The sequence below is a fragment of the Streptomyces sp. NPDC087859 genome, from assembly GCF_044742595.1.
Lineage (GTDB): Bacteria > Actinomycetota > Actinomycetes > Streptomycetales > Streptomycetaceae > Streptomyces > Streptomyces canus_F.
The window spans coordinates 1-26,399 of the sequence record NZ_JBIUUU010000031.1; the positions used below are offsets into that span (position 1 = coordinate 1).

At 71.0% G+C, this 26,399-nt stretch carries 23 protein-coding genes and 2 pseudogenes; 17 read left to right on the forward strand and 8 right to left on the reverse strand.

Going from position 1 to position 26,399, the window contains the following annotated elements; genetic code table 11:
- Positions 1 to 213 precede the first annotated feature (213 nt).
- Positions 214 to 873 carry a hypothetical protein gene (locus tag ACIOHP_RS46475; protein WP_401897388.1) on the reverse strand — a complete coding sequence of 220 codons (660 nt, stop codon included), beginning with the start codon at positions 871 to 873 and terminating at the stop codon, positions 214 to 216.
- A gap of 343 nt (positions 874 to 1,216) precedes the next feature.
- On the opposite strand from ACIOHP_RS46475, the gene hisC reads away from it, so the two are divergent.
- Together hisC and ACIOHP_RS46485 are read left to right on the forward strand one after the other, a co-directional pair.
- Positions 1,217 to 2,263, forward strand: a complete 1,047-nt coding sequence (gene hisC / locus ACIOHP_RS46480; protein ID WP_401897391.1) for a histidinol-phosphate transaminase — start codon at positions 1,217 to 1,219, stop codon at positions 2,261 to 2,263.
- A gap of 5 nt (positions 2,264 to 2,268) precedes the next feature.
- Positions 2,269 to 3,960 (forward strand): aldehyde dehydrogenase family protein, encoded by a 1,692-nt coding sequence (locus tag ACIOHP_RS46485; protein WP_401897394.1) that lies wholly within the window; start codon positions 2,269 to 2,271, stop codon positions 3,958 to 3,960.
- Between the two features lie 10 nt (positions 3,961 to 3,970).
- Here ACIOHP_RS46485 and ACIOHP_RS46490 read toward each other — a convergent pair whose 3' ends face one another.
- A complete protein-coding gene (locus ACIOHP_RS46490) occupies positions 3,971 to 4,471 on the reverse strand; it encodes an Lrp/AsnC family transcriptional regulator (RefSeq protein WP_401897396.1) in 501 nt (166 codons plus the stop codon).
- A gap of 120 nt (positions 4,472 to 4,591) precedes the next feature.
- On the opposite strand from ACIOHP_RS46490, the gene pdhA reads away from it, so the two are divergent.
- Positions 4,592 to 5,713, forward strand: a complete 1,122-nt coding sequence (pdhA, locus tag ACIOHP_RS46495; protein WP_401897397.1) for a pyruvate dehydrogenase (acetyl-transferring) E1 component subunit alpha — start codon at positions 4,592 to 4,594, stop codon at positions 5,711 to 5,713.
- A gap of 5 nt (positions 5,714 to 5,718) precedes the next feature.
- The gene (locus tag ACIOHP_RS46500; RefSeq protein ID WP_401897399.1) at positions 5,719 to 6,738 is read left to right on the forward strand and encodes an alpha-ketoacid dehydrogenase subunit beta; all 1,020 of its coding nucleotides are present in this window, start codon (positions 5,719 to 5,721) and stop codon (positions 6,736 to 6,738) included.
- A gap of 13 nt (positions 6,739 to 6,751) precedes the next feature.
- Here the strand turns inward: ACIOHP_RS46500 and ACIOHP_RS46505 are convergent, their stop codons facing one another.
- The gene (locus tag ACIOHP_RS46505) at positions 6,752 to 7,960 is read right to left on the reverse strand and encodes an RNA-guided endonuclease InsQ/TnpB family protein (protein WP_401897401.1); all 1,209 of its coding nucleotides are present in this window, start codon (positions 7,958 to 7,960) and stop codon (positions 6,752 to 6,754) included.
- 161 nt (positions 7,961 to 8,121) lie between these two features.
- Here ACIOHP_RS46505 and ACIOHP_RS46510 point away from each other — a divergent pair, with 161 nt between their 5' ends.
- From ACIOHP_RS46510 to paaE, 11 genes are all read left to right on the forward strand, one after another.
- Positions 8,122 to 9,474 (forward strand): dihydrolipoamide acetyltransferase family protein, encoded by a 1,353-nt coding sequence (locus tag ACIOHP_RS46510; RefSeq protein ID WP_401897404.1) that lies wholly within the window; start codon positions 8,122 to 8,124, stop codon positions 9,472 to 9,474.
- Between the two features lie 75 nt (positions 9,475 to 9,549).
- On the forward strand, positions 9,550 to 11,259 hold the full coding sequence (gene paaN, locus ACIOHP_RS46515) for a phenylacetic acid degradation protein PaaN (protein ID WP_401897406.1): 1,710 nt from the start codon (positions 9,550 to 9,552) through the stop codon (positions 11,257 to 11,259).
- Entirely contained in the window at positions 11,249 to 12,430 is a 1,182-nt protein-coding gene (locus ACIOHP_RS46520) for a thiolase family protein (RefSeq protein WP_401897407.1), read from the forward strand. Before paaN ends, ACIOHP_RS46520 begins: the two co-directional genes overlap by 11 nt.
- Positions 12,427 to 13,188, forward strand: a complete 762-nt coding sequence (locus tag ACIOHP_RS46525; protein WP_401897409.1) for an enoyl-CoA hydratase/isomerase family protein — start codon at positions 12,427 to 12,429, stop codon at positions 13,186 to 13,188. The genes ACIOHP_RS46520 and ACIOHP_RS46525 overlap by 4 nt, the downstream gene beginning before the upstream one ends.
- Positions 13,185 to 14,051, forward strand: coding sequence for a 3-hydroxyacyl-CoA dehydrogenase family protein (locus ACIOHP_RS46530; protein WP_401897412.1), 867 nt, complete (start codon positions 13,185 to 13,187; stop codon positions 14,049 to 14,051). The genes ACIOHP_RS46525 and ACIOHP_RS46530 overlap by 4 nt, the downstream gene beginning before the upstream one ends.
- 44 nt (positions 14,052 to 14,095) lie before the next feature.
- Positions 14,096 to 14,878: an enoyl-CoA hydratase/isomerase family protein gene (locus ACIOHP_RS46535; RefSeq protein WP_401897414.1), complete on the forward strand. Its 783-nt coding sequence runs from the start codon at positions 14,096 to 14,098 to the stop codon at positions 14,876 to 14,878.
- A 124-nt stretch (positions 14,879 to 15,002) separates the two neighbouring features.
- Positions 15,003 to 15,941 carry a 1,2-phenylacetyl-CoA epoxidase subunit PaaA gene (gene paaA / locus ACIOHP_RS46540; RefSeq protein WP_401897546.1) on the forward strand — a complete coding sequence of 313 codons (939 nt, stop codon included), beginning with the start codon at positions 15,003 to 15,005 and terminating at the stop codon, positions 15,939 to 15,941.
- Positions 15,938 to 16,234 carry a 1,2-phenylacetyl-CoA epoxidase subunit PaaB gene (gene paaB / locus ACIOHP_RS46545; protein ID WP_361558941.1) on the forward strand — a complete coding sequence of 99 codons (297 nt, stop codon included), beginning with the start codon at positions 15,938 to 15,940 and terminating at the stop codon, positions 16,232 to 16,234. Before paaA ends, paaB begins: the two co-directional genes overlap by 4 nt.
- 30 nt (positions 16,235 to 16,264) lie before the next feature.
- Positions 16,265 to 17,131, forward strand: coding sequence for a 1,2-phenylacetyl-CoA epoxidase subunit PaaC (gene paaC / locus ACIOHP_RS46550; protein ID WP_401897416.1), 867 nt, complete (start codon positions 16,265 to 16,267; stop codon positions 17,129 to 17,131).
- Complete coding sequence (gene paaD, locus ACIOHP_RS46555; RefSeq protein WP_401897418.1) at positions 17,125 to 17,631, forward strand: 1,2-phenylacetyl-CoA epoxidase subunit PaaD; 507 nt, start codon at positions 17,125 to 17,127, stop codon at positions 17,629 to 17,631. The genes paaC and paaD overlap by 7 nt, the downstream gene beginning before the upstream one ends.
- Positions 17,628 to 18,728, forward strand: coding sequence for a 1,2-phenylacetyl-CoA epoxidase subunit PaaE (paaE, locus tag ACIOHP_RS46560; RefSeq protein WP_401897419.1), 1,101 nt, complete (start codon positions 17,628 to 17,630; stop codon positions 18,726 to 18,728). Before paaD ends, paaE begins: the two co-directional genes overlap by 4 nt.
- A gap of 693 nt (positions 18,729 to 19,421) precedes the next feature.
- Here the strand turns inward: paaE and ACIOHP_RS46565 are convergent.
- Together ACIOHP_RS46565 and ACIOHP_RS46570 are read right to left on the reverse strand one after the other, a co-directional pair.
- A complete protein-coding gene (locus ACIOHP_RS46565; protein WP_401897420.1) occupies positions 19,422 to 20,285 on the reverse strand; it encodes a DUF1963 domain-containing protein in 864 nt (287 codons plus the stop codon).
- A gap of 268 nt (positions 20,286 to 20,553) precedes the next feature.
- A pseudogene (locus tag ACIOHP_RS46570) lies at positions 20,554 to 21,208 on the reverse strand (hypothetical protein).
- A 413-nt stretch (positions 21,209 to 21,621) separates the two neighbouring features.
- On the opposite strand from ACIOHP_RS46570, the gene ACIOHP_RS46575 reads away from it, so the two are divergent.
- Positions 21,622 to 22,206, forward strand: a complete 585-nt coding sequence (locus ACIOHP_RS46575) for a hypothetical protein (RefSeq protein WP_401897421.1) — start codon at positions 21,622 to 21,624, stop codon at positions 22,204 to 22,206.
- Positions 22,207 to 22,972: 766 nt separating this feature from the next.
- On the opposite strand, the gene ACIOHP_RS46580 is transcribed toward ACIOHP_RS46575, so the two are convergent.
- Positions 22,973 to 23,428, reverse strand: coding sequence for a YybH family protein (locus ACIOHP_RS46580; RefSeq protein WP_401897548.1), 456 nt, complete (start codon positions 23,426 to 23,428; stop codon positions 22,973 to 22,975).
- 114 nt (positions 23,429 to 23,542) lie between these two features.
- On the opposite strand from ACIOHP_RS46580, the gene ACIOHP_RS46585 reads away from it, so the two are divergent.
- On the forward strand, positions 23,543 to 24,196 hold the full coding sequence (locus tag ACIOHP_RS46585; protein ID WP_401897423.1) for a TetR family transcriptional regulator: 654 nt from the start codon (positions 23,543 to 23,545) through the stop codon (positions 24,194 to 24,196).
- Positions 24,197 to 24,518: 322 nt separating this feature from the next.
- On the opposite strand, the pseudogene ACIOHP_RS46590 reads toward ACIOHP_RS46585, so the two are convergent.
- Positions 24,519 to 25,519: pseudogene (locus ACIOHP_RS46590) on the reverse strand (IS5 family transposase).
- Between the two features lie 94 nt (positions 25,520 to 25,613).
- Entirely contained in the window at positions 25,614 to 26,312 is a 699-nt protein-coding gene (locus ACIOHP_RS46595) for an SDR family NAD(P)-dependent oxidoreductase (RefSeq protein WP_401897424.1), read from the reverse strand.
- Positions 26,313 to 26,399 lie beyond the last annotated feature (87 nt).

The following is a 26,399-nucleotide window of genomic DNA, read 5'->3' on the forward strand; positions in this document are numbered from 1 at the left end:
AACAGACACGTCATCACTCACGACAGCCACACTGCCAGACCCACCAGACACCGACCCGACCACCTTGACCAAAGACATAGGGGCACCCCCCCCGGTCCGCCCAGGCGCCATCAGGCCCCCTCTCCTTCCGGTCGGGACCGATGAGAGCCGTCCCAGCGGATCACACGCCCACAGCTGAACGTGGTTGCGGTCGACCAACCGGCCGTGGCCACGTCACGGGTGGTAGATGTCCCAGGTCTCCGACCTGGTGGGCGAGGGGCTCGGGGCCGACCGGTCCGCGTCGCATGGTGCGGGATCCTGCGGCGGGAGCAGCCGGTACGCGCCGATCCGCTGCGTCCTGAACCGTATGTCCGCCTCCCCGGCGGTGGCCAGGTCCCGCGTCTTTTGCGGCAGTTCGCGGTCGCTCAGTGGTGCGCCCGCGTACGCCGCCACGAGGACCCGGGTGCAGGCGCCGTCCTGTCCGGTGGGAAGTGCGGCGGGGAAACCGACCGTACGGGTCCTGCTGCCGTCCGCGGACAGCCGGTAGCGCATGACGGACGCCGTCTCCGTCCCCGTCGCGGTGGCCGTGAGGGTCCAGAACTGGACCTGCACGGCGAGCGGTCGGCACAACGGCCGTTCATCGCCCGAGTGCTGGGCGCGGACGACGACCGCCGCGCCCTGGTACAACGGGCCGGCCTCCTCGGTCGTCCCGTGGAAGGCGACCGCTTTCCGCAGCCAGGCCGCCTGTTGCCGACCCGACCAGTCTCCGTTGTCGCGGCAGCCGCCGGTCTGCGCGCCGGCGGACGCTGTCGAGCAGCCGGTGGCGAGCAACGCGAGGACCGCCGCGCCCGCCGTCAGGGCTGCGTGGTGGAGACGGTTCTGGGTGCTGTGCATGGTTTCCCTCGATCGGAGCGGGGCGGGCCGCGGACGTCGCGTGGCTCGGGCGGCGAGCAGTCTGCTGTCGCCCCGGCCGCGGCGGGGGCTTCGACGGCCCGCTGTGTCCGTCCCGTGATCAAGGAGGCGGCCCAGGGTGCGGGGAGAGCGCGCCGTCCGTCTCGTACCAAAGGTCCGGCAGGGCTCGCCGCGAGACGGTTTGCCGACCCGCGACGTGGATTTCGGCGATTCGTAGCCGAATTTCCCAAACGGTTGAGCACATGTCGTCCGCTCTTCACGATGTGCCCTGTCAAGTGCCCGACGGCCAGGCCTCGGGTCCCAGCGCTGCAGAAGCGAGACCAGCATGGTGCGTGTCCGCGCGTCCCTGTCCCAGCTGCCCGCCTACGTCCCGGGCCGTAAACTGCCCGGCGCCGTCGTGCTGGCCAGCAACGAGTCCCCGTACGGGCTGCTGCCCGGGGTGGCCGAAGCCCTCGCGGAGGCGGTGGGCGGCGTCTCTCGGTATCCCGATCTGCACGCCGCCTCGCTGATCGAGGCCCTGGCGGCGCAGCACGGGGTCGAGCCGGACCGGATCGCGGTGGGCGCCGGTTCCTCCGAGGTGTGCGGGCAGTTGCTCCATACCGTCGTCGGGCCCGGTGACGAGGTCGTCTTCGGCTGGCGTTCGTTCGAGGCGTACCCGATCCTCACCGCCGTGGCGGGCGGTACGGCGGTGCGGGTGCCGCTGCGCGACCACGCCCTCGACCTCGATGCCATGGCCGCGGCGATCACCCCCCGGACCCGGCTGGTCTTCGTGTGCAACCCCAACAACCCGACCTCCACGGCGGTCGGCGCGCGAGCGCTGGCCGACTTCGCGGACCGGGTGCCGCGGGACGTGCTGATCGTCGTCGACGAGGCCTACCGGGAGTACGCCGATCCCGCCCTGGTCCCCGACGGTCTCGCCCTCCTCGGCGACCGGCCGAACGTCGCGGTGCTGCGGACCTTCTCGAAGGCGTACGGTCTGGCGGGGCTGCGCGTCGGCTACTGTGTCGCGCCGCCCGGGATCGCGGCGCAAGTGCGCCGGACGCAGGTGCCGTTCAGTGTCAGCGCGCTCGCGCAGCGGGCCGCCGTGATCGCCCTCGGTGAGGGCGTGGAGGTCGCCCGGCGGGCCGCCCTCACGGTCGCCGAACGCGACCGTGTCACCGGACGGTTGCGGGCGCTGGGCCATGATGTGCCCGACTCCCGGGCCAACTTCGTCTGGCTGCCGCTCGGCGAGGACAGCGCGGACTTCGCCCGGCACTGCGCCGAGGGGAAGGTCATGGTGCGCCCGTTCCCCGGCGAGGGCGTCCGGGTGACGATCGGGCTGCCGGAGGAGAACGACGTCTTCCTCGCGCTCGCGGCGAGCCGGCAGGGCTGACGGCCATGCGCCCCAGTCCCTACGAAAGGCACCGCGAGCTGCTGCAGAGCGTCGTTCGCGCGATCGCCGCCGGTGAGTGCCGTCGCCCTTTCACCGAGGCGACCGGCCAGGACGCGGCCGACGCGGGCATGAGGTCGACCCGCACCGCGGGGAAGGTGTTCCGCTCGCTGCTCGGGCGGCCGTTCGAGCTGGGGCAGCCCGGTGAACTCGGCCGGGTGAGAACGGAGTCGTCGCCCTACGGCCTCGCTCTGGCCATCGACCACCCGCGCTGCGATCCCGCGGAGCTGGTCGCGGCGGCCGGACGGGCGGCGGCCGGCTGGCGGGCCGCCGGACCGTACCAGCGCGCCGGACTCGCCGTGGAGATCCTGCGCCGGCTCAACACCCGCAGCCACGAGCTGGCCCTCGCGGTGCACCACACGACGGGCCAGCCCCTCCAGGGAGCCCTGCGCGCCGCCGGGCCGCGCGCCCAGGACCGTGCCCTGGAGGCGGTGGCGCTTGCCTTCGCCGAGTCGGAGCGCGTCCCGGCCGGCCTGCGCTGGCCGAGTGGCGAACGGGGCGGGCAACCGCTGGAGGGCACCTGCGCCCTGGTGCCCCGCGGGGTGTCGCTGCTCGTCGGCTGTCCCGACTTCCCGCTGTGGAACGGCTATCCGGGCCTCTTCGCCAGTCTGGTGACCGGAAACCCGGTCGTCGTCGCTCCGCACCCGCGCTCGGTGCTGCCGCTGGCGATCACGGTACGGGTCGCCCGGCAGGTGCTGGCGGAGGCCGGTCACTCCCCCGACCTCGTGACCCTGGCGGTGGCGGAACCGGAGCGGCAGGTGCACCGGCGGCTGGCCGCGGACCCGGCGGTGCGCATCGTCGACTACACGGGCTCCGCGCCTTTCGCCGACTGGCTGGAGCAACACGCCCGCCAGGCCGCCGTGTTCGCCAACCGGACCGGACTGAACACGGTGGTCGTGGACTCGACCGACGACTACCGGGGCCTGGTCCGGGGGCTCGCCCTCGCCTCGTGCCGGTGCACCGGGACCGTGCGCACCACGCCGCAGAACATTCTGGTTCCGGAGGGGGGCTTCGGCACCGACGAGGGGCACAAGACGCTGCGGGACCTCGGGGCCGACCTCGGCGACGCAGTGGACCGGCTGCTCGGCCATCCCGCCCGCGTGGCACGGTTGCTGGGCGCGGTCACCGCCGAGGAGGTGCGCGGCGCCCTGGCGGAGGCCGCACGGTACGGCCCGGTCCTGCATGCCTCCGGCCCCGTGGCCCACCCCGACCACCCGTACGCCGACCTGCGCAGCCCCCTGCTGGTCCGGCTGCGCGCCTGCGACGACCGCGTCTACACGCGCGAGTGGCCCGGGCTCGTCTCCTTCCTGGTGGGCACCGACTCGACCTCGCACAGCCTCGCTCTGCTGCGCCGTACCGTGGCGCGGCACGGCGCGTTGTACGCCTCGGTGCACTCCACCGACCCGCTGGTGCTGGCGGCGGCCGGGACGGCGGCGCTGGACGCCGGGGTGCATCTGGTGGAGAACCTCGACGACCTGCCCGCCGACCCGTCCTCGGCCCTCGCCGAACTGCCGGGCTCCGGCGCCCACTTCGTCACCGGCCGGTTCCGCGTGGTGCGCTCCCGGCGGCACGCGCCGCAGGCCGCTCCCGTCCCGGCACCGGCCGGGTTCGAGGTCGCCGCCGCGCTGATGGACGTATGACCGCGGGTTCTCAGGCCGTCCAGGTGGCGCCGCGCCCGCGCACCTCGTCGAAGACGAGCCAGGTGCGGGTGGAGCGCACGCCCGGCACCGCCTGGATGCTCTCCAGCACCACCTGGCGCAGCGCCAGGTTGTCCGGCGCCCGCACCAGCACCAGTACGTCGAAGTCGCCCGTGACGAGGGCGACGTGTTCCACGTAGGGGATCTCGCGCAGTTCGCGCGAGATTTCGCGCCAGGCGTTCTGGTCGGTGGCCAGCGTCACGTAGGCGCTCGTACCCAGGCCCGCCCGCGGGGGGTTGAGCTGCGCGGTGAAGCCGGTGATGACGTCCTCGGCGACGAGCCGGCCGATGCGGGTGTAGGCGTTGGCCCGGGAGATGTGCACCTGCTCGGCGAGGGCGCGGACCGAGATCCGGCCGTCCTGGAGGAGCCTGCTCAGGATCTCCCGGTCGATGTCGTCGAGCGGGACGGCAGTTCGTCCGGGCGCGGCCCCCGGCAGCGAGTTTTCCTCGGACACTTTGTCCTCCCAGACCCTGATGTCCGGCAGTTCGTCGCCGGTTCAGCCGAGCTATTGAACACATATTCCGCTACGGCCACCATTCTCCTGTCAAGTGTCCAGAGAAAGCGAGTGCCCTCCATGTCCGTGAAGAGCCTCCGCCAGACCGTCCAGGGCCTCCTGCCGTCCCTGTCGCCGGTGCGGTTCGTGGCCGAGGACGGCACCCCGGTCGCCAGGCCCCCGGCCGAGTACGGCGAACCTCCCGTCGAAGCCCTGCTCGCGGCCTGGCGTCGGATGGTCCTGGGCCGCCGGTTCGACACCCAGGCAACCGCCCTCACCAAGCAGGGCCGCCTCGCCGTCTACCCGTCCAGCCGCGGCCAGGAGGCGTGCCAGATCGGCGCCGTGCTCGCGCTGCGCCCCGACGACTGGCTGTTCCCGACCTACCGCGACTCCGTGGCCCTGGTGACCCGCGGCATCGACCCCGCCGAGGTGCTCACGCTGCTGCGCGGCGACTGGCACTGCGGCTACGACCCCGCCGCCACCCGTACCGCCCCTCAGTGCACCCCGCTGGCCACCCAGGTGCTGCACGCCGTCGGCATGGCCGAGTCCCTGCGCCGCAAGGGCGAGGACGGTGTGGCGATGGCGCTCGTCGGGGACGGTGCGACCAGTGAGGGAGACTTCCACGAGGCGCTGAACTTCGCCGCCGTCTTCCGCGCCCCGGTCGTCTTCTTCGTGCAGAACAACAAGTACGCGATCTCGGTGCCGCTGGCCCGGCAGACCGCGGCGCCCGCCCTGGCCTACAAGGGCATCGGCTACGGGGTGCGCTCGGAGCAGGTCGACGGCAACGACCTGGTCGCGGTGCTGTCGGTGCTGACCGCGGCCGTGGAGCACGCCCGGGCAGGACACGGTCCCGTCCTGGTCGAGGCGCACACCTACCGCATGGACGCGCACACCAACGCCGACGACGCCACCCGCTACCGGGAGGACGACGAGGTCGAGCAGTGGCGGTCCGCCGACCCCCTCGACCGGCTGGAGACATACCTGCGCTCGCGCGGCGCGCTCACCGACGAGGACGTGGCGGCCTTGCGGGAGGAGGCCGAGGAACTGGCGGCGCGGGTGCGCGCCTGCATGAACGCGGACTCGGTGCTGGAACCGCTGGAGCTGTTCGACCACGTCTACGCCGATCCCACCCCACAACTGCGCGAGCAGCGAGCCCAGTTGGCGGCCGAACTCGCCGAATCCGCCCAGGCCCAGGAGGACTGACGACCATGGCCAAGGTCACGATGGCGCAGGCGCTCAACACCGCTCTGCGCGACGCGCTGCACGAGGACGAACGGGTCCTCGTCTTCGGTGAGGACGTCGGTCCGCTCGGCGGGGTGTTCCGCATCACCGACGGGCTGACCCGCGACTTCGGCGAGCAGCGCTGCTTCGACACCCCGCTCGCGGAGGCCGGCATCGTCGGCCTGGCGGTCGGCATGGCGATGGGCGGCTTCCGGCCCGTGGTGGAGATGCAGTTCGACGCGTTCGCCTATCCGGCGTTCGAGCAGATCGCCTCGCACGTCGCCAAGACGCGCAACCGCACCCGCGGACGGATCGGCCTGCCGATGGTGATCCGCATCCCCTACGCCGGCGGGATCGGCGGAGTCGAGCACCACTGCGACTCCAGCGAGGCCTACTACGCGCACACGCCCGGCCTCAAGGTCGTCACCCCGGCCACCGCCGAGGACGCGTACTGGCTGCTGCGGGACGCGGTGGCGGACCCCGACCCGGTGGTGTTCCTGGAGCCGAAGAAGCTGTACTGGTCGCGCGAGGACACCGACCTCCACACGCGCGGGGCGCTGCCGTTCGGGCGGGCGGCGATCCGGCGAGCGGGGCGTGACGCCACCGTCGTCGCCTATGGCCCCTCGGTCCCGGTCGCGCTGGCCGCCGCCGAGGCAGCCGCCGCGGACGGGGTCGAGCTGGAGGTCGTGGACCTGCGCACGCTGGTGCCCTTCGACGACGAGACGGTCACGGAGTCGGTGCGCAGGACCGGGCGCTGCGTGGTCGTGCAGGAGGCCCAGGGCTTCGCGGGGGTGGGCGCCGAGATCGCCGCGCGCGTGCAGGAGCGCTGCTTCCACTCGCTCGCCGCGCCCGTCCTGCGGGTGGCCGGCTTCGACATCCCGTATCCGCCGCCGAAGCTGGAGCACGCGCACCTGCCCGGCGTCGACCGGATCCTCGACGCCGTCGACCGCCTGCAGTTCGCCGACGAGCCCGACCCCCGGCACCTGTCGAAGGGAGCGGTCGCTTGACTTCCTCTCCCGCCTAGAGGCGGGGGATTCCAGCGGTCGCCCGCTGGGGTTCCTGCTTCACCAACGACTGCCCCGTCCGGGAGGACTCCCGTTGAGGTCTTACACCGTCTCCACAGGCAGACGCCGCCAGCCCGGCGGCCAGGATATTGCGTGCCGCGTTCACATCGCGGTCATGCACCGCGCTACAGGCGCACGTCCACACGCGGACGTGCAGCGGCAGCTTCGCCGCGACCGTCCCGCACGCCCCGCACAACTTGCTGCTGGGGAAGAAGCGGTCGATCACCACGAGCTCACGCCCGTACCAGGCGCACTTGTACTCCAGCATCATGCGCAGGTCCGTCCAGGCCGCATCACTGATGGCGCGTGCGAGCGTGCCGTTCTTCAGCAGGTTGCGGACACTCAGGTCCTCGATCACGACCGTTTGATTCTCGCGGACGAGTCGAGTCGACAGCTTGTGCAGGAAATCCCGGCGCCGGTCGGCGATCCGCCCATGCACACGGGCCACCTTCCGGCGGGCCTTCTCCCGGTTGTGGGAGCCCTTGGCCTTCCGCGACAGCTTCCGCTGTGCTTTCGCCAGGCGGGCGCGGTCACGGCGCTCGTGCCGCGGGTTGGCGACCTTCTCGCCGGTGGACAAGGTCACCAGGGAGGTGATCCCGGCGTCCAGGCCCACCGTATTCGTGGTTGTCGGGGCCGGGGCGATGCTGTCCTCGCACAGCAGGGACACGAACCAGCGGCCCGCCACATCCCGGGACACCGTCACCGTGGTCGGCTCCGTGCCCTCGGGCAGCGGACGCGACCAGCGGATATCCAACGGCTCGGCCATCTTCGCCAAAGTCAGCTGTCCGTTGCGCCAGGTGAAGGCGCTGCGGGTGTACTCGGCCGACGCACGCGACTTCTTGCGCGACTTGTACCGCGGGTACTTGGCGCGTTTGGCGAAGAAGTTCCCGAACGCCGTCTGCAGATGGCGCAGCGCCTGCTGCAACGGGACCGAGGACACCTCGGCCAGGAAGGCCAGTTCCTCGGTCTTCTTCCACTGCGTGAGCGCGGCGGAGGACTGCACGTAGGAGATCCGGCGCTGCTCGCCACACCAGGCCCGGCTGCGCTCCTCCAGCGCCTTGTTGTAGACAAGGCGGACACAGCCGAACGTGCGCGACAACTCAGCCGCCTGCTCGATCGTGGGGTAGAAGCGGTACTTGAACGCCCGCTTGACCTGCCGCGTCACACCTCACACCGTATCAACTTCCGTGTGGCCAGCGGGTGTCGCCCGGTGGACGGCGCACGCCGGTCCGCCCTGGCGGCGAACCGGCTTCCCCTGCCCTGCTCCGCAGGAGCTTCGTTTCCTCCCCGGCCTGAAGGCCGGGGTATCCACGAAGGACAGACCCGATGACCACCGCGACCCTGAACGAGCAGCTGTTCCGGCTGCCCGACCTCGGCGAAGGACTCACCGACGCCGAGATCGTCGAGTGGAAGGTGGCCGTCGGCGACACCGTGACGATCGACCAGATCGTGGTCGAGGTGGAGACCGCCAAGGCCGCGGTCGAGGTGCCGGTGCCGTACGCGGGCACGGTGCTGCGGCTGCACGCGGAGGCGGGAACGCCGCTGGGGGTGGGCGAACCGCTGATCACGGTGGGAGCGGCGGCCCCCGATGCGCCGGAACCGGCCGTCCCGGACACCGCCGCCGAGCGGTACCGGGAGGAGGAACAGGCCGGTTCCGGCAACGTCCTGATCGGCTACGGCACCGGGCACGAACCGGCCCCGCGCCGTCGCCGCCGACGTACGGCCGCCGCACCGGTGAGGCCCGCGGCCGCGACGGTCACGGAGGCGGCCGCACCCGTGCCTGTCGCGGAGGCCCATGCTCCCCGCGTCATCTCGCCCCTGGTCCGGCGGCTGGCCCGGGACCACGGGATCGACCTCGGCGCGCTGGCACCGTCGGGTCCGGCCGGGGTCGTCCTGCGGCGGGACGTGGAGCAGGCCGTCGCCCGACAGGCGCCGGCTCGACAGGCACCGGCCTCGACCGAACCCGCCCCACAGCCCGCCTCCGACGGTCCGGTCCGCATCCCCCTGCGGGGCGTCCGCAAAGCCGTCGCGGACAAGCTCGCGCGCAGCCGGACCGAGATCCCCGACGCCACCACCTGGGTCGACGTGGACGCGACCGGCCTGCTCCAGGCCAAGAAGGCACTGGAAGCCGCCGAACCAGGCCGCCGTGTCGGACTGCTGGCACTGCTCGCCCGCATCTGTGTGGCCGGTCTGCGCCGCTACCCCGAGCTCAACTCGAGCGTCGACACCGAGCGCCGGGAGATCCTGCGCTTCGACGAGGTGCACCTGGGCTTCGCCGCCCAGACCGACCGCGGCCTGGTCGTCCCCGTCGTGCGGGACGCCCACCGGCTGACGACGGTTCAACTGGCCGCGGAACTCGCCCGGTTGACCGAGCTGGCCCGGACCGGCAGCCTGCCGCCCGACCGGCTGACCGGAGGCACCTTCACCCTCAACAACTACGGCGTGTTCGGCGTCGACGGCTCCACGCCCATCATCAACCACCCGGAGGCGGCGCTCCTCGGCGTGGGCCGCATCGTCGACAAACCCTGGGTGGTGGACGGCGAGCTGGCCGTCCGCAAGGTCACGCAGCTGTCGTTCAGCTTCGACCACCGGGTCTGCGACGGCGGCACCGCCGGCGGCTTCCTGCGCTTCGTGGCCGACTGCGTGGAACGCCCGGCCGTCCTGCTCGCCGACGTCTGACCGACCCCTTTCGTCGCCCTCACGCCCGGGCGCACTCCACCCACCAACCGACCGAACGTTCGGCCTGGAGCTGTTATGTCACCCTTCTACGCCCGCCACGCGGACCTGCTCGAACAGGCCGTGGCCCGCACCACCGACCGCGGCTACTGGACGCCGTACCCGGAGATCCCCAGCACCTCGGCTTACGGAGCCGGAGCGCCGGAGTCGGGCGAGGCGGCCTTCCGCGCCCTCCTGGACCGCCCGTTCCCGCTCGACGGGCACCCCACCACCGGCACCGTCCCCGCCACGGAGATGTCGCCCTACGGCTTCCCGCTCGGCATCAGCTACCCGCATCTGGCACCCGAGGCCGCCGTGGCGACGGCCAAGTCCGCAGCCCCGCAATGGCGTTCGGCGAGCCCCGACGTCCGGGCCGGCGTGGCGGCCGAGATCCTGACCCGTCTGAACGCGGCGAGCTTCGAGATCGCACACGCCGTCCAGCACACCACCGGACAGCCCTTCGTGATGGCCTTCCAGGCGGGCGGCCCGCACGCCCAGGACCGCGGCCTCGAAGCGGTGGCGTACGCCTGGGAGGCACAGCGGCGCCATCCGGCCACCGCTCGCTGGAGCAAGCCCCGGCGACGCGGCGGTCCGCTGGTCATGGACAAGACCTACACCCCGGTCGGCCGGGGCGTGGCTGTGCTCGTCGCCTGCAACACCTTCCCCACCTGGAACGGCTATCCGGGCTTCTTCGCGAGCCTCGTCACGGGCAACCCGGTGATCGTCAAACCGCACCGGCGGGCCGTACTGCCGCTGGCGATCACCGTGCGGATCGCCCGTGAGGTACTGGCAGAGGCCGGTTTCGACCCCGACGTGGTGCTGCTCGCCGCCTCACGGCCCGAAGAGCGCACCGCTCCCGCCCTGGCCACCCACCCCGACGTGCGGATCGTGGACTTCACCGGTTCCAGCGAGTTCGGCGACTGGCTGGAGACCAACGCCCGCCAGGCCGTGGTGCACACGGAGAAGGCGGGTCTCAACACCGTCGTCGTGGACTCCACGGACGACTACGCCGGGCTGCTGCGCAACCTCGCGTTCTCGCTGTCGCTCTACAGCGGGCAGATGTGCACCACCCCGCAGAACATCCTGGTGCCCCGCGACGGGTTTCCCACCGACCAAGGGCCGCGTACGGCCGCCGAGTTCGCCGCCGATCTGGGCTCCGCCCTCGACAACCTCCTGAGCGACCCGTCCCGTGCCGCCGCCACCCTCGGCGCGATCGTGAACGGCTCGGTCCTGGCGCGTCTGGAGCAGGCCGCGGCCCTGGGCCGTACCGCCCACCCCTCGCGGGCCGTGACGCACCCCGACCACCCGGACGCCGTCGTCCGCACCCCGCTGGTCGCCCGGCTCGACGCCGAGGCCGACGAGAAGACCTACACGAGCGAGTGGTTCGGTCCGGTCTCCTTCGTCATCGCCACCGACGACACGGCGCACTCCCTGCGCGTCCTGCACGACACCGTACGGCGCCACGGCGCCCTCACCGCCTGCGTGTACGCAACCGGGGACGACGTCCTGACGGCGGCACGTGCCACGGCTCTGGAGGCGGGGGTGCACCTGTCGGAGAACCTGACCGGCGAGGTGTTCCCCAACCAGTCCGCCGCCTTCAGCGACTTCCACGGCACGTCGGCCAACCCGGCGGCCAACGCGACATTGACCGACCCGGCGTTCGTCACCGGCCGGTTCGCCGTCCTCCAGTCCCGCCGCCACGCCCCCGCCGAGGAGCACGAGCACGAGGAGCACGCCGATGCCCGATGAGGTCTATCTGATCGACGGGGCCCGTACCCCGCAGGGCCGTTACGGCGGGGCGCTGGCCTCCGTGCGCCCCGACGACCTGGCCGCGCTCGTCGTCGGCGAGGCCGTGCGCCGCGCCGGGGTCCCGGCCGACTCCGTGGACGAAGTGATCCTGGGGGCCGCGAACCAGGCCGGGGAGGACAACCGCGACGTCGCACGGATGGCCGTACTCCTGGCCGGACTCCCGCACACCGTGCCCGGATACACCGTCAACCGGCTGTGCGCCTCGGGACTCACGGCCGTCGCCTCCGCCGCGCAGTCCATCCGTGCGGGCGAGGCCGAGCTGGTCGTGGCGGGCGGGGTCGAGTCGATGACCCGTGCGCCATGGGTGATGGCCAAGCCAGGCACACCCTGGGCCCGGCCCGGCGACGTCCACGACACCTCGCTGGGCTGGCGCTTCACCAACCCCCGCTTCCCCGCGACGACGACCTTGTCGATGGGCGAGACCGCGGAGGAGGTCGCCGCCCTGGACGGCATCAGCCGCCTGGAGGCGGACGCCTACGCGCTGCGCAGTCACCGCCGGGCCGTGGCCGCGCGGGAGGCGGGCCGCTTCACGGCGGAGATCATCCCGGTACCGGTGGCGGACGGTGAGGTGACCGAGGACGAAGGGCCGCGCCCGACCACGACGTTGGAGAAGCTGAGCGGCCTGCGCACCTCCTTCCGGCAGGACGGCATCGTCACCGCGGGCAACTCCTCTCCGCTGTCCGACGGGGCCGCCGCCCTGGTGGTGGCGAGCAGCGCCGCCGTGCAGCGCTACGGGCTGACTCCCCGGGCGCGGGTCGTCACCGCCGCCTCGGCCGGGGTCGAGCCCCGTCTGATGGGACTCGGCCCGGTGCCGGCCACCGCCAAGGCCCTGGAGCGGGCGGGCTGGACAGCCGACGACCTCGACGCGATCGAACTCAACGAGGCGTTCGCCGCACAGGCCCTCGCGGTCACGCACCGGCTGAAGCTCGACCCGGACCGCGTCAACGCCGACGGGGGCGCCATCGCCCTCGGCCACCCCCTGGGCTGCTCCGGCACCCGCATCCTGCTCACCCTGCTGGGCCGACTGGAACGGGAGGGCGGCCGACGGGGCCTTGCGACCCTCTGCGTCGGGGTCGGACAGGGCGTGGCCATGCTCGTGGAGCGCGTGTGAACACGCGCGAGGAACCGTCGTACGAGACACTGTCGGTCGAGGAGCACACGGACCGGGTGGTCGTCACCCTGCGCCGGCCCGCCGCCCGCAATGCCGTCAACGGTCGCATGGTCGCCGAACTACACCGCGTATGCGAGGAGTTGGAGCGCGCACCGAAGCTGCTCCTGCTCACCGGGCACGGCCAGGTCTTCGCCGGCGGTGCCGACATCGGCGAACTGCGGCGGCGCGGCAGGGACGAGGCACTGGAGGGCATCAACAGCCGCCTGTTCGAGCGGGTACGCAGGCTGCCCCTGCCCACCGTGGCCGCGGTGCCCGGCTGGGCGCTGGGCGGCGGCGCCGAGTTGGCGTACGCCTGCGACCTCAGGATCGCCGGGCCTGACGCGGCGTTCGGGAACCCCGAACCGGGCCTGGGCATCCTCGCCGCAGCCGGTGCGTGCTGGCGGCTGCCGGAACTGGTGGGCGAGTCGGTGGCCAAGCAGGTCCTGCTCGCCGGACGCACCCTCGACGCCCGGGCCGCACTCGCCTGCGGGCTGGTCATGGACGTCGTACCGACCAACCGCCTGCTCGCCGAGGCGCATGCGCTGCTCGACCGGATGGCCCGCTCCTCGGCACTCGCCCTGCGGCTCACCAAGCTCGTCACCGACGCCTCGGGGGCTCATCCCGTGGCCGACGACCTCGCCCAGGCGGTGCTCTTCGAGAGCCCGGACAAGGAGGAGCGCATGACGCGCTTCCTGGAGAAGAAGGGAGGCCGGGCATGACCTCGGCAACAACACCACCCCCCGTGGTGGGGGTCGTCGGCGGCGGTCGCATGGGGGCCGGTATCGCCCAGTCCTTCGCGTCCGCCGGGTCGCGCGTGGTCGTCGTGGAGCGCGACGGTTCCGCGGCCGCCGCCGCGATGGAACGGATCACCAAGGGACTTCGGCAAGCGGCCGAGCGCGAGACGCCCGCCGGACCATCGGACCCCGACACACCGGACCGTGTCGCCGTCGTCTCCTCGATCGCCGAACTCCCCCACCACACCGACCTGATCGTCGAGGCCGTCCCTGAAGTCGCGGCTCTCAAGGCCGAGTTGCTCGCCGCCGCCGAGGACGTCGTACACGACGGATGCGTGCTGGCCAGCAACACCAGTTCCCTCTCCGTCACCGAACTGGCGACGGTCCTGCGGCGTCCCGGGCGGTTCCTGGGGATGCACTTCTTCAACCCCGTGCCCGTCTCCGGCCTCGTCGAACTGGTCCTGGCTCCCGACACGACCGAAGCGACCCGGGCCGCAGCGGTCCGCTGGACGCACGCCCTCGGCAAACAGGACGTCGTCGTCAAGGACTCACCCGGGTTCGCCAGCAGCCGCCTCGGCCTCGCCCTCGGCCTTGAGGCGATCCGCATGCTCGAGGAAGGCGTCGCCGACCCGGAGGCCATCGACACGGCCATGCACCTGGGCTACCGGCACCCGATGGGCCCGCTCCGGCTGACGGACGTGGTCGGACTCGACGTACGCCTCGCCATCGCGGATCACCTGCACTCGACGCTCGGCGAACGGTTCGCGCCGCCGCGGCTGCTGCGGGAGAAGGTCGCCCGCGGCGAGCTGGGCCGCAAAACCGGTCAGGGGTTCTACCAATGGCAGTGAGCGAAAAAGTCAGGGCTTCGAGCGAAAGCCCCGCATCCCACGGAGTGTCGTACGAGGTCACCGACGCCGTGGCCGTGATCGAACTGCGCGGACGGGCGACCGGCAACGCGCTCGACGCACACCTGCGCGGCGCCCTCCTCATGGCCGCCCGACGGCTGACCACGGACGCCCGGCACGAGGTGCGGGCCGCCCTGATCACCGCCCGCGGCCGGCACTTCTGCGTCGGCCAGGACCTCAAGGAACACGCCCACCTGCTGAAGACCTCGCCCGCGACCGCCTTCGCCAACATCCCCGACCACTACAACCCGCTGGTGAAGGAGCTGCACGCGCTGCCGATCCCGCTCGTCGTCGCCGTCGAGGGCTCCTGTGTCGGCGCCGGACTGGGCCTCGCGCTCTGCGCCGACGTACGGGTGGCGGCCCAAGGCGCCCGCTTCGCCACCGCGTTCGGCGGTGTGGCCCTCGCCTCGGACTCGGGGGTGGCCCGCGCCCTGGCCCGACAGCTGGGCCCCTCCCGCACCGCCGGACTCATGCTGCTCGGCGACACCTTCTCCGCGCGGGACGCCGAGCAGTGGGGGCTGGTGCACCGCGTCGTGGCGGACGGCTCAGCAGCCGCCGAGGGCGTCGCCCTGGCCCGCGCGCTGGCCGCCGGGCCCACCGCCGCACACCGGGAGACCAAGGCACTGCTGCGGTCGGCGGCCACCACCGCCCTGCCGGCGGCGCTGGAGCGCGAGTCCGTCGTCCAGCGGCGGCTCGGCACCACCGACGACCACCGCGAGGCCGTCACCGCCTTCCTCGAACGGCGAAGCCCGGTCTTCCGCGGCCACTGACCGCCCGTCACCCATCAAACGAGCACCCGTGACACGAACACCCACGCCAGGAGCACCCATGCGACAGACCCCCCTGCCAACGACACCCGCGCGAACAACACCCTCGCAGGAGGCGTCCGACTCCATGAACCTGTCCGCGTTCGAGGACACCATCGCCCATGACCGGCGCATCGAACCCCGCGACTGGATGCCCGGCGCCTACCGGGCCACGCTCGTCCGCCAGATCGCCCAGCACGCCCACTCGGAGATCATCGGCATGCAGCCGGAGGGCGAGTGGATCACCCGGGCGCCCTCGCTGCGCCGCAAGGCGATCCTCTTCGCCAAGGTGCAGGACGAGGCAGGCCACGGGCTCTACCTCTACTCGGCGGCCGAAACCCTCGGCGCCGACCGCACCGACCTGACGGAGCGGTTGATCGACGGCCGCCAGAAGTACTCCTCGATCTTCAACTACCCCACCCGCACCTTCGCCGACGTCGGAGTGATCGGCTGGTTCGTGGACGGGGCGGCCATCTGCAACCAGGTCCCGCTGTGCCGCACCTCCTACGGCCCGTACGGACGCGCCATGGTCCGCGTCTGCAAGGAGGAGTCCTTCCACCAACGGCAGGGATACGAACTGCTGTTGACAATGACGCGCGGCACCGACGCACAGCGCGCCATGGTGCAGGACGCCGTCGACCGCTGGTGGTGGCCCTCCCTGATGATGTTCGGCCCGCCCGACGACGACTCCCCCAACTCGGCGCGCTCCATGGCCTGGAGGATCAAGCGGCACACCAACGACGAACTGCGCCAGCGCTTCGTCGACATGACCGTCCCGCAGGCCGAGAAGCTCGGCGTCACCCTCCCCGACCCGGACCTGAAGTGGAACGAGGAGCGCGGCCACCACGACTTCTCCGCCCCCGACTGGGACGAGCTCAAGCGGGTCGTCTCCGGTGACGGACCGTGCAACGCCGAGCGGGTCGCCCGACGCCGGGCCGCGCACGAGGAGGGCGCCTGGGTACGGCGGGCCGCCGCCGCGCACGCCGCCAAGCGGACGACCCGACTGCGGGAAGGGGCGGCCGCATGAACACGAAGAACGCCGGCGACTGGCCGCTGTACGAGGTGTTCGTCCGCGGCAAGCGCGGACTCAACCACGTCCACGTCGGCTCCCTGCGCGCCGCCGACGACGACATGGCCCTGCTGCACGCCCGCGATCTCTACACCCGGCGCAACGAGGGCGTGAGCATCTGGGCCGTGCGCTCGGACACCATCGCCGCCTCCGCGCCCGACGAGAAGGACCCCTTCTTCGCACCCAGCGGCGACAAGGTCTACCGGCACCCCACCTTCTACGACATCCCCGACGACGTCCCGCACATCTAGGGACCTCCCGGAACCTTTGAGGAGCAGCGCATGACCGACGAGGACCAGTACGTCGACGGCGACGGCGCGCGGTGGGCGTTCGGCACCGGGTTCACCGACCCGCTGCACGGCGTCGACCAGGCGGTGCCCGACGGAGTCGACGCCGAAGACCTGGCCGCCTGTTGTCTGGCGCTCGGCGACGACGCCCTGGTATCCGCGCAACGGCTGGCCGAATGGTGCACCCGCGCCCCGGAGTTGGAGGAGGAGCTGGCGCTGGCCAACATCGGCCTCGACCTCCTCGGCCAGGCCCGGCTGCTGTACGCCAGGGCCGGCCGGGCCGACGGCACGGGCCGTGGCGAGGACGCGTACGCCTACTTCCGCGACCCGGAGGACTTCCGCAACATACGCCTGGCCGAACTGCCCGGCGGTGACTTCGCCTTCACCATCGCCCGCCTGCTGGTGCTGTCCGTCTGGCGGCTGGCCGTGTGCGAGGCGCTCACCGGCGCACCCGACCCGATGCTGGCCGCGATCGCGGCCAAGAGCGCCAAGGAGCTTGCCTACCACCGGCGTTGGGCCGCGGAGTGGACGGTACGGCTCGGCGACGGCACCGCCGAGTCCGCCGGGCGCGTACGGGCCGCGCTGGACGCCCTCGCCCCCTGGCTGGACGAACTGCTGACGGAGCGTGCGGCCGCGCGCCTGGGCGCGGATCCGGCAGCCGTCGCCGCGCGGACCCGCCTGGAGCTGTTCCACGTGCTGGCCGATGCCGGGCTGAACCAGCCCGAAGAGGGGTCCCCCCTCGACGTGACGGCGCCCCCGGTCCCGGGCTCCGGCAGGAACGGACAGCACACCCCGCACCTGCCGCCCCTCCTCGCCGAACTGCAGAGCGTCGCCCGCGCCCACCCGGACGCGTCGTGGTGACGGCGCCGCCGGAGCGAGCGTCACGGATCGCCGCCGAGGTCCCCGACCCCGAACTGCCGATGCTGACCCTCGCCGACCTCGGGGTGCTGCACGGCGTCGAGGTGACGCCGGAGGGAACCGTCATCGCACGGCTCACCCCGACGTACGCCGGCTGCCCCGCCATGGCCGAGATGCGCGCCGAGGTGACGGCCCGGCTGCTGGCCGCCGGCTTCGCCGACGTCCGGGTGGTCACGGTGCTCGACCCGCCGTGGACCACCGACCGGATCACCGACGAGGGCCGCCGCAAGCTCGCGGAGCACGGCATCGCACCGCCCGGCCCGCGCAACACCCAGGGCCCGACCTGGGTGAGCCTCACCGTCGCGCCTCCCGCAGTTCCCTGCCCGCGCTGTGCCTCGGCCGACACCGAGGAGATCTCGCGCTTCGCCGCCACCGCCTGCACGGCGCTCCGGCGCTGCCGCACCTGCCTGGAGCCGTTCCCCCACATCAAGGACCTGCCATGACCATGCCCCGCTCGGGGTCCCGCCGCCCCGCCTTCCACGCCCTACGGGTGTCCGCCGTGGAACCGCTGTGTGCGGACGCGGCCGCTCTCACCTTCGACGTCCCCGACCGTCTGGCCACCGAGTTCGCGTTCCGGCCCGGTCAGTGCCTCACCCTGCGGCGCGAGATCGACGGTCGCGACGAGCGGCGCTCGTACTCGATCTGCTCACCGGCCGGTACGGCGCCGCGCATCGGCGTCCGTGTGGTGCCGGGCGGCCTGTTCTCCTCCTGGCTCGTGCACGGCGTACGCCCCGGGGACACCCTGCAGGTCATGGCCCCGGCCGGTGCGTTCACCCCGGACCCGACCGGTACCGGCGGCTTCGGCCACCAGGTGCTCGTCGCCGCCGGGTCCGGTGTCACGCCGATGCTGTCCATCGCCGCGTCCGTCCTCGCCGCGGACGAGGACGCGCGCGTCACGCTCCTGTACGGCAACCGGCGCACCGGCACCGTGATGTTCGCGGACGAACTCGCCGACCTCAAAGACCGGTACCCGGCCCGTTTCCAGCTCGCCCACGTCCTGTCCCGCGAGCCGCGCGAAGCCGAATTGCTCTCCGGCCGCCTCGACACGGCGCGGCTCACCGCACTGCTGGGCGCCCTCGTCGACATCCGGGAGGTCGCCCACTGGTGGCTGTGCGGCCCGCACGGCCTGGTGCGCGACACCCGCGCACTCCTGACCGGCCTCGGCGTCCCCGCGGACCGCGTCCACCAGGAACTGTTCCACGCAGACGAGGAACCGCCCGCGGCGACCACCACCAACCCCGAAGACGCCACCGGCCAAGGCCCCGGGAGCGAGGTCACCGTGGTCCTCGACGGCCGGGCGACCACGTTCACCGCGCCACGCCACCGCACCGTTCTCGACGCCGCCCAGCAGGTCCGGCCCGACCTGCCGTTCGCCTGCAAGGGCGGCGTCTGCGGAACCTGCCGCGCCCTCGTCACCCACGGCGACGCCGACATGCGCCGCAACTACGCCCTGGAACCGGCAGAGATCTCCGCAGGCTATGTCCTCACCTGCCAGACCTACGCCGCCTCCGACGCTCTCACGGTCGACTTCGACGGTTGAGCCGTCGAACCGGCCTTCCTCGTCGGGGCCCGCGATCCGAACGGGGCCACGCGCTTCCAAGCCAGAGCCGGCCCGGCGCATGCTGGAGCGCCCTGGAAGCCGACGTGCCGGCACCTGCTTCCTCGCCGGCGAGGCGTACCGGCAGTACCGCGCGCTGCGCGCCCGGCTGGAAGTGCGCCGGGTGCGCTATGTGTTCGCGGTGCCCAAGGACCAGGCGGTTCCCCTGTCGGACAAGCGCACCCGCCAAGTCCGCGAGTTGTACGCCCTCGTGCCCGAGGAAGCGTTCGAGCGCCGCTCGGGCGCCGATGGCGCCAAAGGCGGCCCCCGCGACTACGGCCAGCGTCCACCTCTCACCCACCGTCCAGGTACTGGAGCGCCGCCTGCTGATCCGCCGCTCCACTGTGCTCAAGAAGAAGGAGAAGAAGGCTGGCCAACTCGTGCGCGAGGTCAGTCGTTTCATGTGGCCGAGGGACAGGTGGGGCTAATACCCCGCCGGCCGCCGACACCCGGCTCCGACCATGAACGAGTTCCGTCGCCTCTGCGACCGGATCGTCCTCGCCCCCGCTCGCGCGGCTCGCACCTGGCCGGCCATGCACTGGGATCGCTGGCGCATCCGCCACCAGGCCCGGTCCCGAACCAACCACTACCGCGCCCGAGCCGCACGCACTCACCGTGAACCCATCCAGGAACAGGTCACGGGTTCCAGAAGACGCTGGTGAACGCGCGGTCGAAGCGCCGCTCGACCAGGTCCTCGCGCTGGATCACCCAGTGGACGGTGGCGCTCTCCCAGCCCTGCACATCCATGCCGGCTTGCCAGTCGGCCAGCAGTACCCAGTCCGAGACGTCATCCGAAACCGGCCCGTCCCACTCGCCTGCTTCCGCGGCTTTCACGGCCCTGGACACCGCAATGGCGACCGGGTCGGTGTCGATGGCCTCCTCATCGGCGTACCCCCCGATCTGCAACGGCCCCTCGGGAGCGACGTCGTCACGGGTGTTCTCCCAGACAGCGATGAGCTCTTCGGAGCGAGGATGCGCGGGAAGTGGACCGCCGACCAGCGGACCGGGCAGTTCGACCGAATGGTGGTGGGGCAGCGACACCTGGGGCGTCGCCCGCAGCGGACCCTGCGGGAACTCCTCGAACATCGCTTCGTAGTCCTCCCAGCCGAAAGAGTTCCAAGCATGCCTGTCCCGTTCGACCACGGCTGACCCGACGCGGACATACACCACGCTGCCCATGCTTTCGTAAGCGTCGGCGGTCTCGGGGAAGGCGAAGAACAGCAGGTGGCCCTCGAGAGGCAGGTGCAGGTCCGTCGCGTCGGCGGGCAGCGCCCCAAGGTCGATGGCGGCGACGAAGGGGTGGGCGGGGTCCGGAGTGTCAGCAGGCAGCAGGAGCGGACCGCCGAATCGGCCCACGACCGGTCCGTCCCCGCCCCGCTTCAGCGTCGCGCAGGGGCGGGCGGCGGTAGCCAGCCATCGCTCCACATCTTCGGCAGGTATGCCCTGGGCAATCGCTTTGTCACGGAAGGGACGTAGCCGGTCCCACATCTCAGGAGTCATGGGCAAACCGTAGAGGGAGGGACTGACTCAGCGGCTTCGCAGCCGTGGCCCGGTCCTCCGAGCAGCACCCCATCCCTCACTGGCGGATCCGAGCCCGCCCGGCTTGCACCTCATCGTCTACACCGCACCCGCGGGCACGCCGACCGCTGACCATTTGGCGCTCCTGGCGTCGTGGGCGGCCACCCAACAGACGCTGGCGACCGAGATCGAAGCACACACCGGATAGTCCGACCCCTTCTGCCGTACTAGGGCACGTATTGAGTCGTGATCAATGGGTGGTCCGGGTGAGGTCTTTGATCCAGATCATCGAGGCGCGCGGGTGGAGGCCGGCGAGGTAGCTGTCTGGGGTCTTGTCGTGCCGGGTGGCGATGCCTCGCCAGGTCTTGAGCTTGTTGATCAGGCGCTCGACCGTGTTCCTCTTCTTGTAGAGATCGGCATCGTGACTGACGGGCCGGCCGCCCCGGGAGCGTCCGAGGAGAGCGCTCTTCAACCGGAGGGCACGCCGGCGCCGGATACGTCGTTGCTCCTCCCGTCCGGGGCTGAACTCTGCGTCCTGCCCGTTTTGTTCTTGGAAGCGGTCCCTTTTGCCCTGCCCTTCCCTCCTGGGCGGCGGCCTTCTCCAGGGCGGTAATGACGTCTTCGTCCAGGTGCATCCCGGCAGTGGCGTGGTGAGCGCGCGCGGTGGTGGAGTCGATACTGACCAGGGACAGGTCCACCTCACCCCGCTCCGCTGCTTCCGCGATCAGGCCCTCCAGCAGGGCCTCGAAGACACCGGTGTCCCGCCACTGCCCGCCGGTCTTGGACCGCCAGATCACGCCTTCGAACTGCTGCCGCAGCCGCTCGGGGTACGGGCCGTACGTGCCGATTGGCAGGTACGGCCCGATGAACTCCCGCTTCTCGTCCGTCAGTTGCACGCGTGTCACGCAAGAACATCTACCGGTCCGGGCCCCGAGGGCGACTCCCGAAGATTGATCGCGATGCGATCTGCGCAAGGAGCCGGTCCGCAAAAGAGCAGTGTGGGTGTGCCTCTCTTGAAGTGGGCCCGCCCCGAACAGCAGTTGGTATGGATGGGGGCGCGCAGAGGGTGGCGGCCACCGGCTGGACCACGGAGGCCAGTTGGCGACAGCCTCTGCACCCGCCAAGTGACGCCATCGGCTTCAGGGGCGCCGTGCTCAGCTGAGGAAGCCGCACTGCGCGAGCCTGTGTTCGACCAGCCTGTGGACAGGTTCTTCCGCAGGACTTCGTGGTCGTCGGAACTCCCCGAGCCGACCGCGGCTGCCGGGCCGGAATGTCCCATCTTCCGGGCGGGAAACCTCCGGGCATGGGAGATGCTGCAGTGAGCAGACACGAGGGCCCGTTGGCCGAGTTTGTCGCCCTTCGACAAGAGATCGAGCGCCGCAGCACCGCCGCTCATACCCTGATGGCTCTTCAGCTCACAACAGCTGCCGTCGTTTTCAGCTTCGCCGCCGCTGCGCCGAGCAGGGGCGGACTGCTGGTGATCATCCCGTTCAGTTCGTACCTCATCAGCACCAAGTACACCGATGAGCTGCACTTCACCTTTCTCGCTGCGCAATACATCACCACGGAGCTCTCACCACGTATCCCTGGAGGGCTGGGCTGGGAACCCTGGCTCCATGCCCACGCCGACCAGAGCCGCACCCAACGAGCCCTACGCTTGGCCGGTCTGTGGCTGGCTTTTCCGGCTGTCTCCGGCGCGGCCGCGGTCTGGGCGGCTACCTACTTCTACTCCAGCAGCCATCTGAGCCCGGCCCAGCTCAGCGCCGTTACCGCACTATGGATCGCCTCTCTCGCCAGTGTTCCCGTGAGCGGATGGGTTCTGTGGCAGCTGGTCTACGTCACGTGCGACCACCCCGCGGGAACGTCCCCTGATTCACCGGAGGACGCGGCAGTTGTTGAGTGAGATCGTCGGTCAGGCCATGAGCGCGCAGTTTGCAGCACCAGCCGCACTCCGACGGGCGATCCCTCCGGGGATGCATACTCCTCACCCCTCGCTCTGCCGGCATCCGCGTCCGCCCAGGCAAGGGTGACTGTCCCGTCGCTGGACAGAATCTCCGTCATCGTCTCCCGCGTGATCTCCAGTTGGGACAGCCACTCCTCCCGCCGGTCAAGCTCCTCCAGCTACAACACCATCGCCGCCTGCAAGACCACGTCCCAGGAAACGACGAACCGCCGTCCGGCCCCGAACGGCCACGGCGCACGGCATCACCAGCTCACTGCAGCAGAGCCGCGCCCAAACTGCTTGGTGGGCGGGCGCCGCTGGTCCCTGCGGCGCCCGCCCATCCCATGGTCTCCTGCTACGGACTCAAGAGCTCTTATGCATCGCCGGTGTGGGCCAAATGTGGTCCGGCCACCTGCGGAAGTGCTCGACGCACAGCAACCCAAGATTCGCTGCCGCACCCGCACCGACTATGGCTGCAGCAGGCGCCAGGAGATCGGAAGGCGCGTAACAGCCGATCCATGCCCCGAGCAACGCCCCGCAGACCGCGGCCACCAACCCTGCACGCCGCATCTGGGATGAGCGCTCATTTGCAGGGGCGCATGGTGAGCGACCCGGAGGCGGCCCCCTCGGGTACGGACAGGAGATGTTCTGGCCGCAGCGCCAAGTAGCAGAGCAACACCAGGAGTCCGCCGGTGACCACGAAGGCGAGCAGGGGCCGCCATGCCTGTCAGCCTCGCTCCCACAACGGCAACCGGAACATGGCGTAGGTGAACTTGCCGCTGATACGTCCTGCGATGTCGAAGTGGAACACGTCCACACCGTGCCACTGCATGCGGCCGCCGTAGCGCGCACGGGCGAACAAGCGCAATGGCAACGGCACATGACGGCCGGACTCTCCGCTCATGTCGAGCCGACAGGCCCAGCGGATCGTGGCGCGCCGGTTCGGCTCATCGACGGTCTTGTCGTACACGGCGAAGTGCATGGCGCCGTAGCGCCCGGCGAAGTGCGGCTCGAACTCTTTGCGGATCGCCGCGATGCCACGTCGCTCCGGAAGGTGGCCGGGCAGGTACACGGCGTCGTCGGCGAAGAAGGACATGACCTTGTCGAGATCGGGGCTCGGCTCGTTGAAGGCGGCAACGAAGTCGTCAATGGTCTGACTGAGGTTGGTCGAGGTGGCGGAGATGGTCGTTCACTCCCGGGAGCGCGATGGGGTTGTCGGATGCCGGGACATTAACAGAACACCCGTCCCTTAACAAGAGATGGGCGTTCTGTTAGATCTGGACTAGGATGAACGGTCATGTCAGCGCCATTCCAGCGGGCTCGACGCCCTGATCAGAAGGACCAGCGCCGTGAGGCCATCCTCAGCGCCGCTCGGGAGCTCGCCGAGCGTTCCGGCGTGGCCAGGGTCAGCCTGCAGGACATCGCCACCGCGGTCGGACTCGCCAAGTCCAACGTGCTGCGCTACTTCGGCACGCGTGAGGAGATCTACCTGCATCTGCTGATGAGTGCGGGTTCTGAGTGGGCGAGCGTGGTCAGTGCCCGGTTGCAGGAAGTGAGTGGGACCGAGGCAACAGCCGGCGTTCTCGCGGATGCCTTCGTGGACCGGCCGCTCTACTGTGATTTGACCACGCACGCGGAGACGATGCTCGAGCACAATGTGTCCGTGGAGGTGCTGAAGGTCTTCAAGAGGTGGGCCATCGACACCTACTGGGCGATCGGCCAGCGCATCTCCGCCGCCTGCCCGGAACTGACCCCCGCCGATGGCGCCGCACTCGTGATGACAGCCAGCGCTTTCGTCGCGAAGCTGTTTCCCATCACCCGACCGCCTGAGGCGCTGCGTGAACTGTACGCGCGTGAGCCGGAAATCGCGGGGGCGTTCCCGCCGTTCCGCCCCACACTGAAACGCATGGTGGCGGCCACTGCAGCCGGCCTGCCTCTGGTGCGACAGTAGGCGGCTGAAACGGTGTCAACAGGCGGTGGATGAGATCCGCTTGCGGCAGTGAGGTCCGCGAGCCGGGACCGCGACGGCAGCTGGCTGCGCAAGAGGATCCTGCCTCTACTTCGAACAGGCCCATCACACCAACCTGATGGGTGCGAGCCTGGAAGCCGGGACGGCAGTGCGGTGAAGCATCAAGTAGACGAGCCTTTCGGCTGAGTGGACCGTCGGCCACCGAGGGCGTCTCCTGTTCGTCTGTTCACCCGACCGTGACGCGGCCCATACCCCACACATACGGGTCTCGACGCACTCACTCAGGGCACGTATTGAGTCGTGATCAATGGGTGGTCCGGGTGAGGTCTTTGATCCAGATCATCGAGGCGCGCAGGTGGAGGCCGGCGAGGTAGCCGTCTGGGGTCTTGTCGTACCGGCTGGCGATGCCTCGCCAGGTCTTGAGCTTGTTGATCAGCCGCTCGACCATGTTCCTCTTCTTGTAGAGATCGGCATCGTGACTGACGGGCCGGCCGCCCCGGGTGCCCTTCTTCTTCCGGTTGGCGGCCTGGTCCCTCTTCTCGGGGATGACGGCCTCGATGCCGCGTCTGCGCAGATGGGCCCGGTTGCAGCGGGACGAGTAGGCTTGTCCCCCGCAACGGCGTCCGGCCGGGTGCGAGGGCGGCCGACCGGGCCGCGGACCCGTATCTTTCCCAGCACCCGGGTGAACTGTGAGCGGTCCGCGGCGCCTGGCCCACGGTCAGGACGAACGCCAGCGGGCGGCACTTGCGATCGGCGGCGAGGTGAACCTTGCTGGTCTGCCCGCCCCGGGAGCGTCCGAGGAGGGCAACCTTCAGGCGGAGGGCGCGCCGGCGCCGGATGCGTCGTCGCTCCTCCCGTTCGGGACTGGACTCTGCGTCCTGCCCGTTTCGTTCTTGGAGGCTGCCCCTTTTGACCTGGCCTTCCCTCCTGGGCGGCGGCTTTCTCCAGTGCGCCGAGGACGTCTTCGTCCAGGTGCATCCCGGCAGCGTCGTGGTGAGCGCGCAGTGGTGGAGTCGATACCGACCAGGGACAGGTCCACCTCACCCCGCTTCGCTGCTTCCGCAATCAGACCTCCAGCAGGGCCTCGAAGACACCGGCGTCACGCCACTGCCGGAAGCGGTTGTGGACGGTCGACCAGGCGCCGAACTCCTGGGGCATCTCCCGCCACTGCCCGCCGGTCTTGAACCGCCAGATCACGCCTTCGAACTGCTGCCGCAGCCTCTCGGGGTACGGGCCGTACGTGCCGATTGGCAGGTACGGCCCGATGAACTCCCGCTTCTCGTCCGTCAGTTGCACGCGTATCACGCAAGAACATCTACCGGTCCGGGCCCCGAGGGCGACTCCCGCAGATTGAGAAGCACCGGCGGAAGGTTCCTCTCGCCGGTGACGGAAGCCGGTCTCAGGACCAGGCGATCTCGCCGTGGCGGGAGAGGAAGCGTCCGGTGCCGGCGCCGGGCTCCTCGGTGGCAAGGGCGACGATCGCGTCCGTGCCCTCGGTGACGGTCTGGGGGCCGTTGTGACCGTTGAGGTCGGTCGCGGTGTAGCCGGGGTCGGCGGCGTTGACGCGGATGTCCTTGAGGCCCTTGGCGTACTGCGTGGTCAGCATCGTCAGGGCCGCCTTCGAGGAGGTGTACAGCGGCGCGACAACGTGCGACTCGGGCCGGGCGGGGTCGTGGGTGAGGGCGAGGGAGCCCATGCCGCTACTGACGTTGATGATCACAGGGTCGTCCGAGCGGCGCAGCAGGGGCAAGAACGCGGTGGTGGTGCGGACGACGCCGATGACGTTGACGTCGAGGACAGAGCGGGCGTCGGCGGCGGTGAGGTCGCCGGGATCGCCGAGGGGGCCGTGCACACCGGCGTTGTTGATCAGGACGTCGATCCTGCCCTCGTGTTCGGCGACGTTCGCGGCGGCGGCGGCCACGGACGCGTCGTCGGTCACGTCGATGGGGACGTAGCGTGCGCCGAGCGCGGCGGCGGCCTCCTCGCCCTGCTCGCGGTTGCGGGATCCGACGAGCACGGTGTGCCCACTCTCTATCAGGCGGCGGGCTGTCTCGCGGCCGAGACCCTTGTTGGCTCCGGTGATGAAGGTGATCGTCATGCGTTCGATACTGGCCCCGACGACGGAGGCGGGCCAGGGACGCTTCGACGGTAGGAAGACCAGTACCACCCTCGCGCCCGCACACAC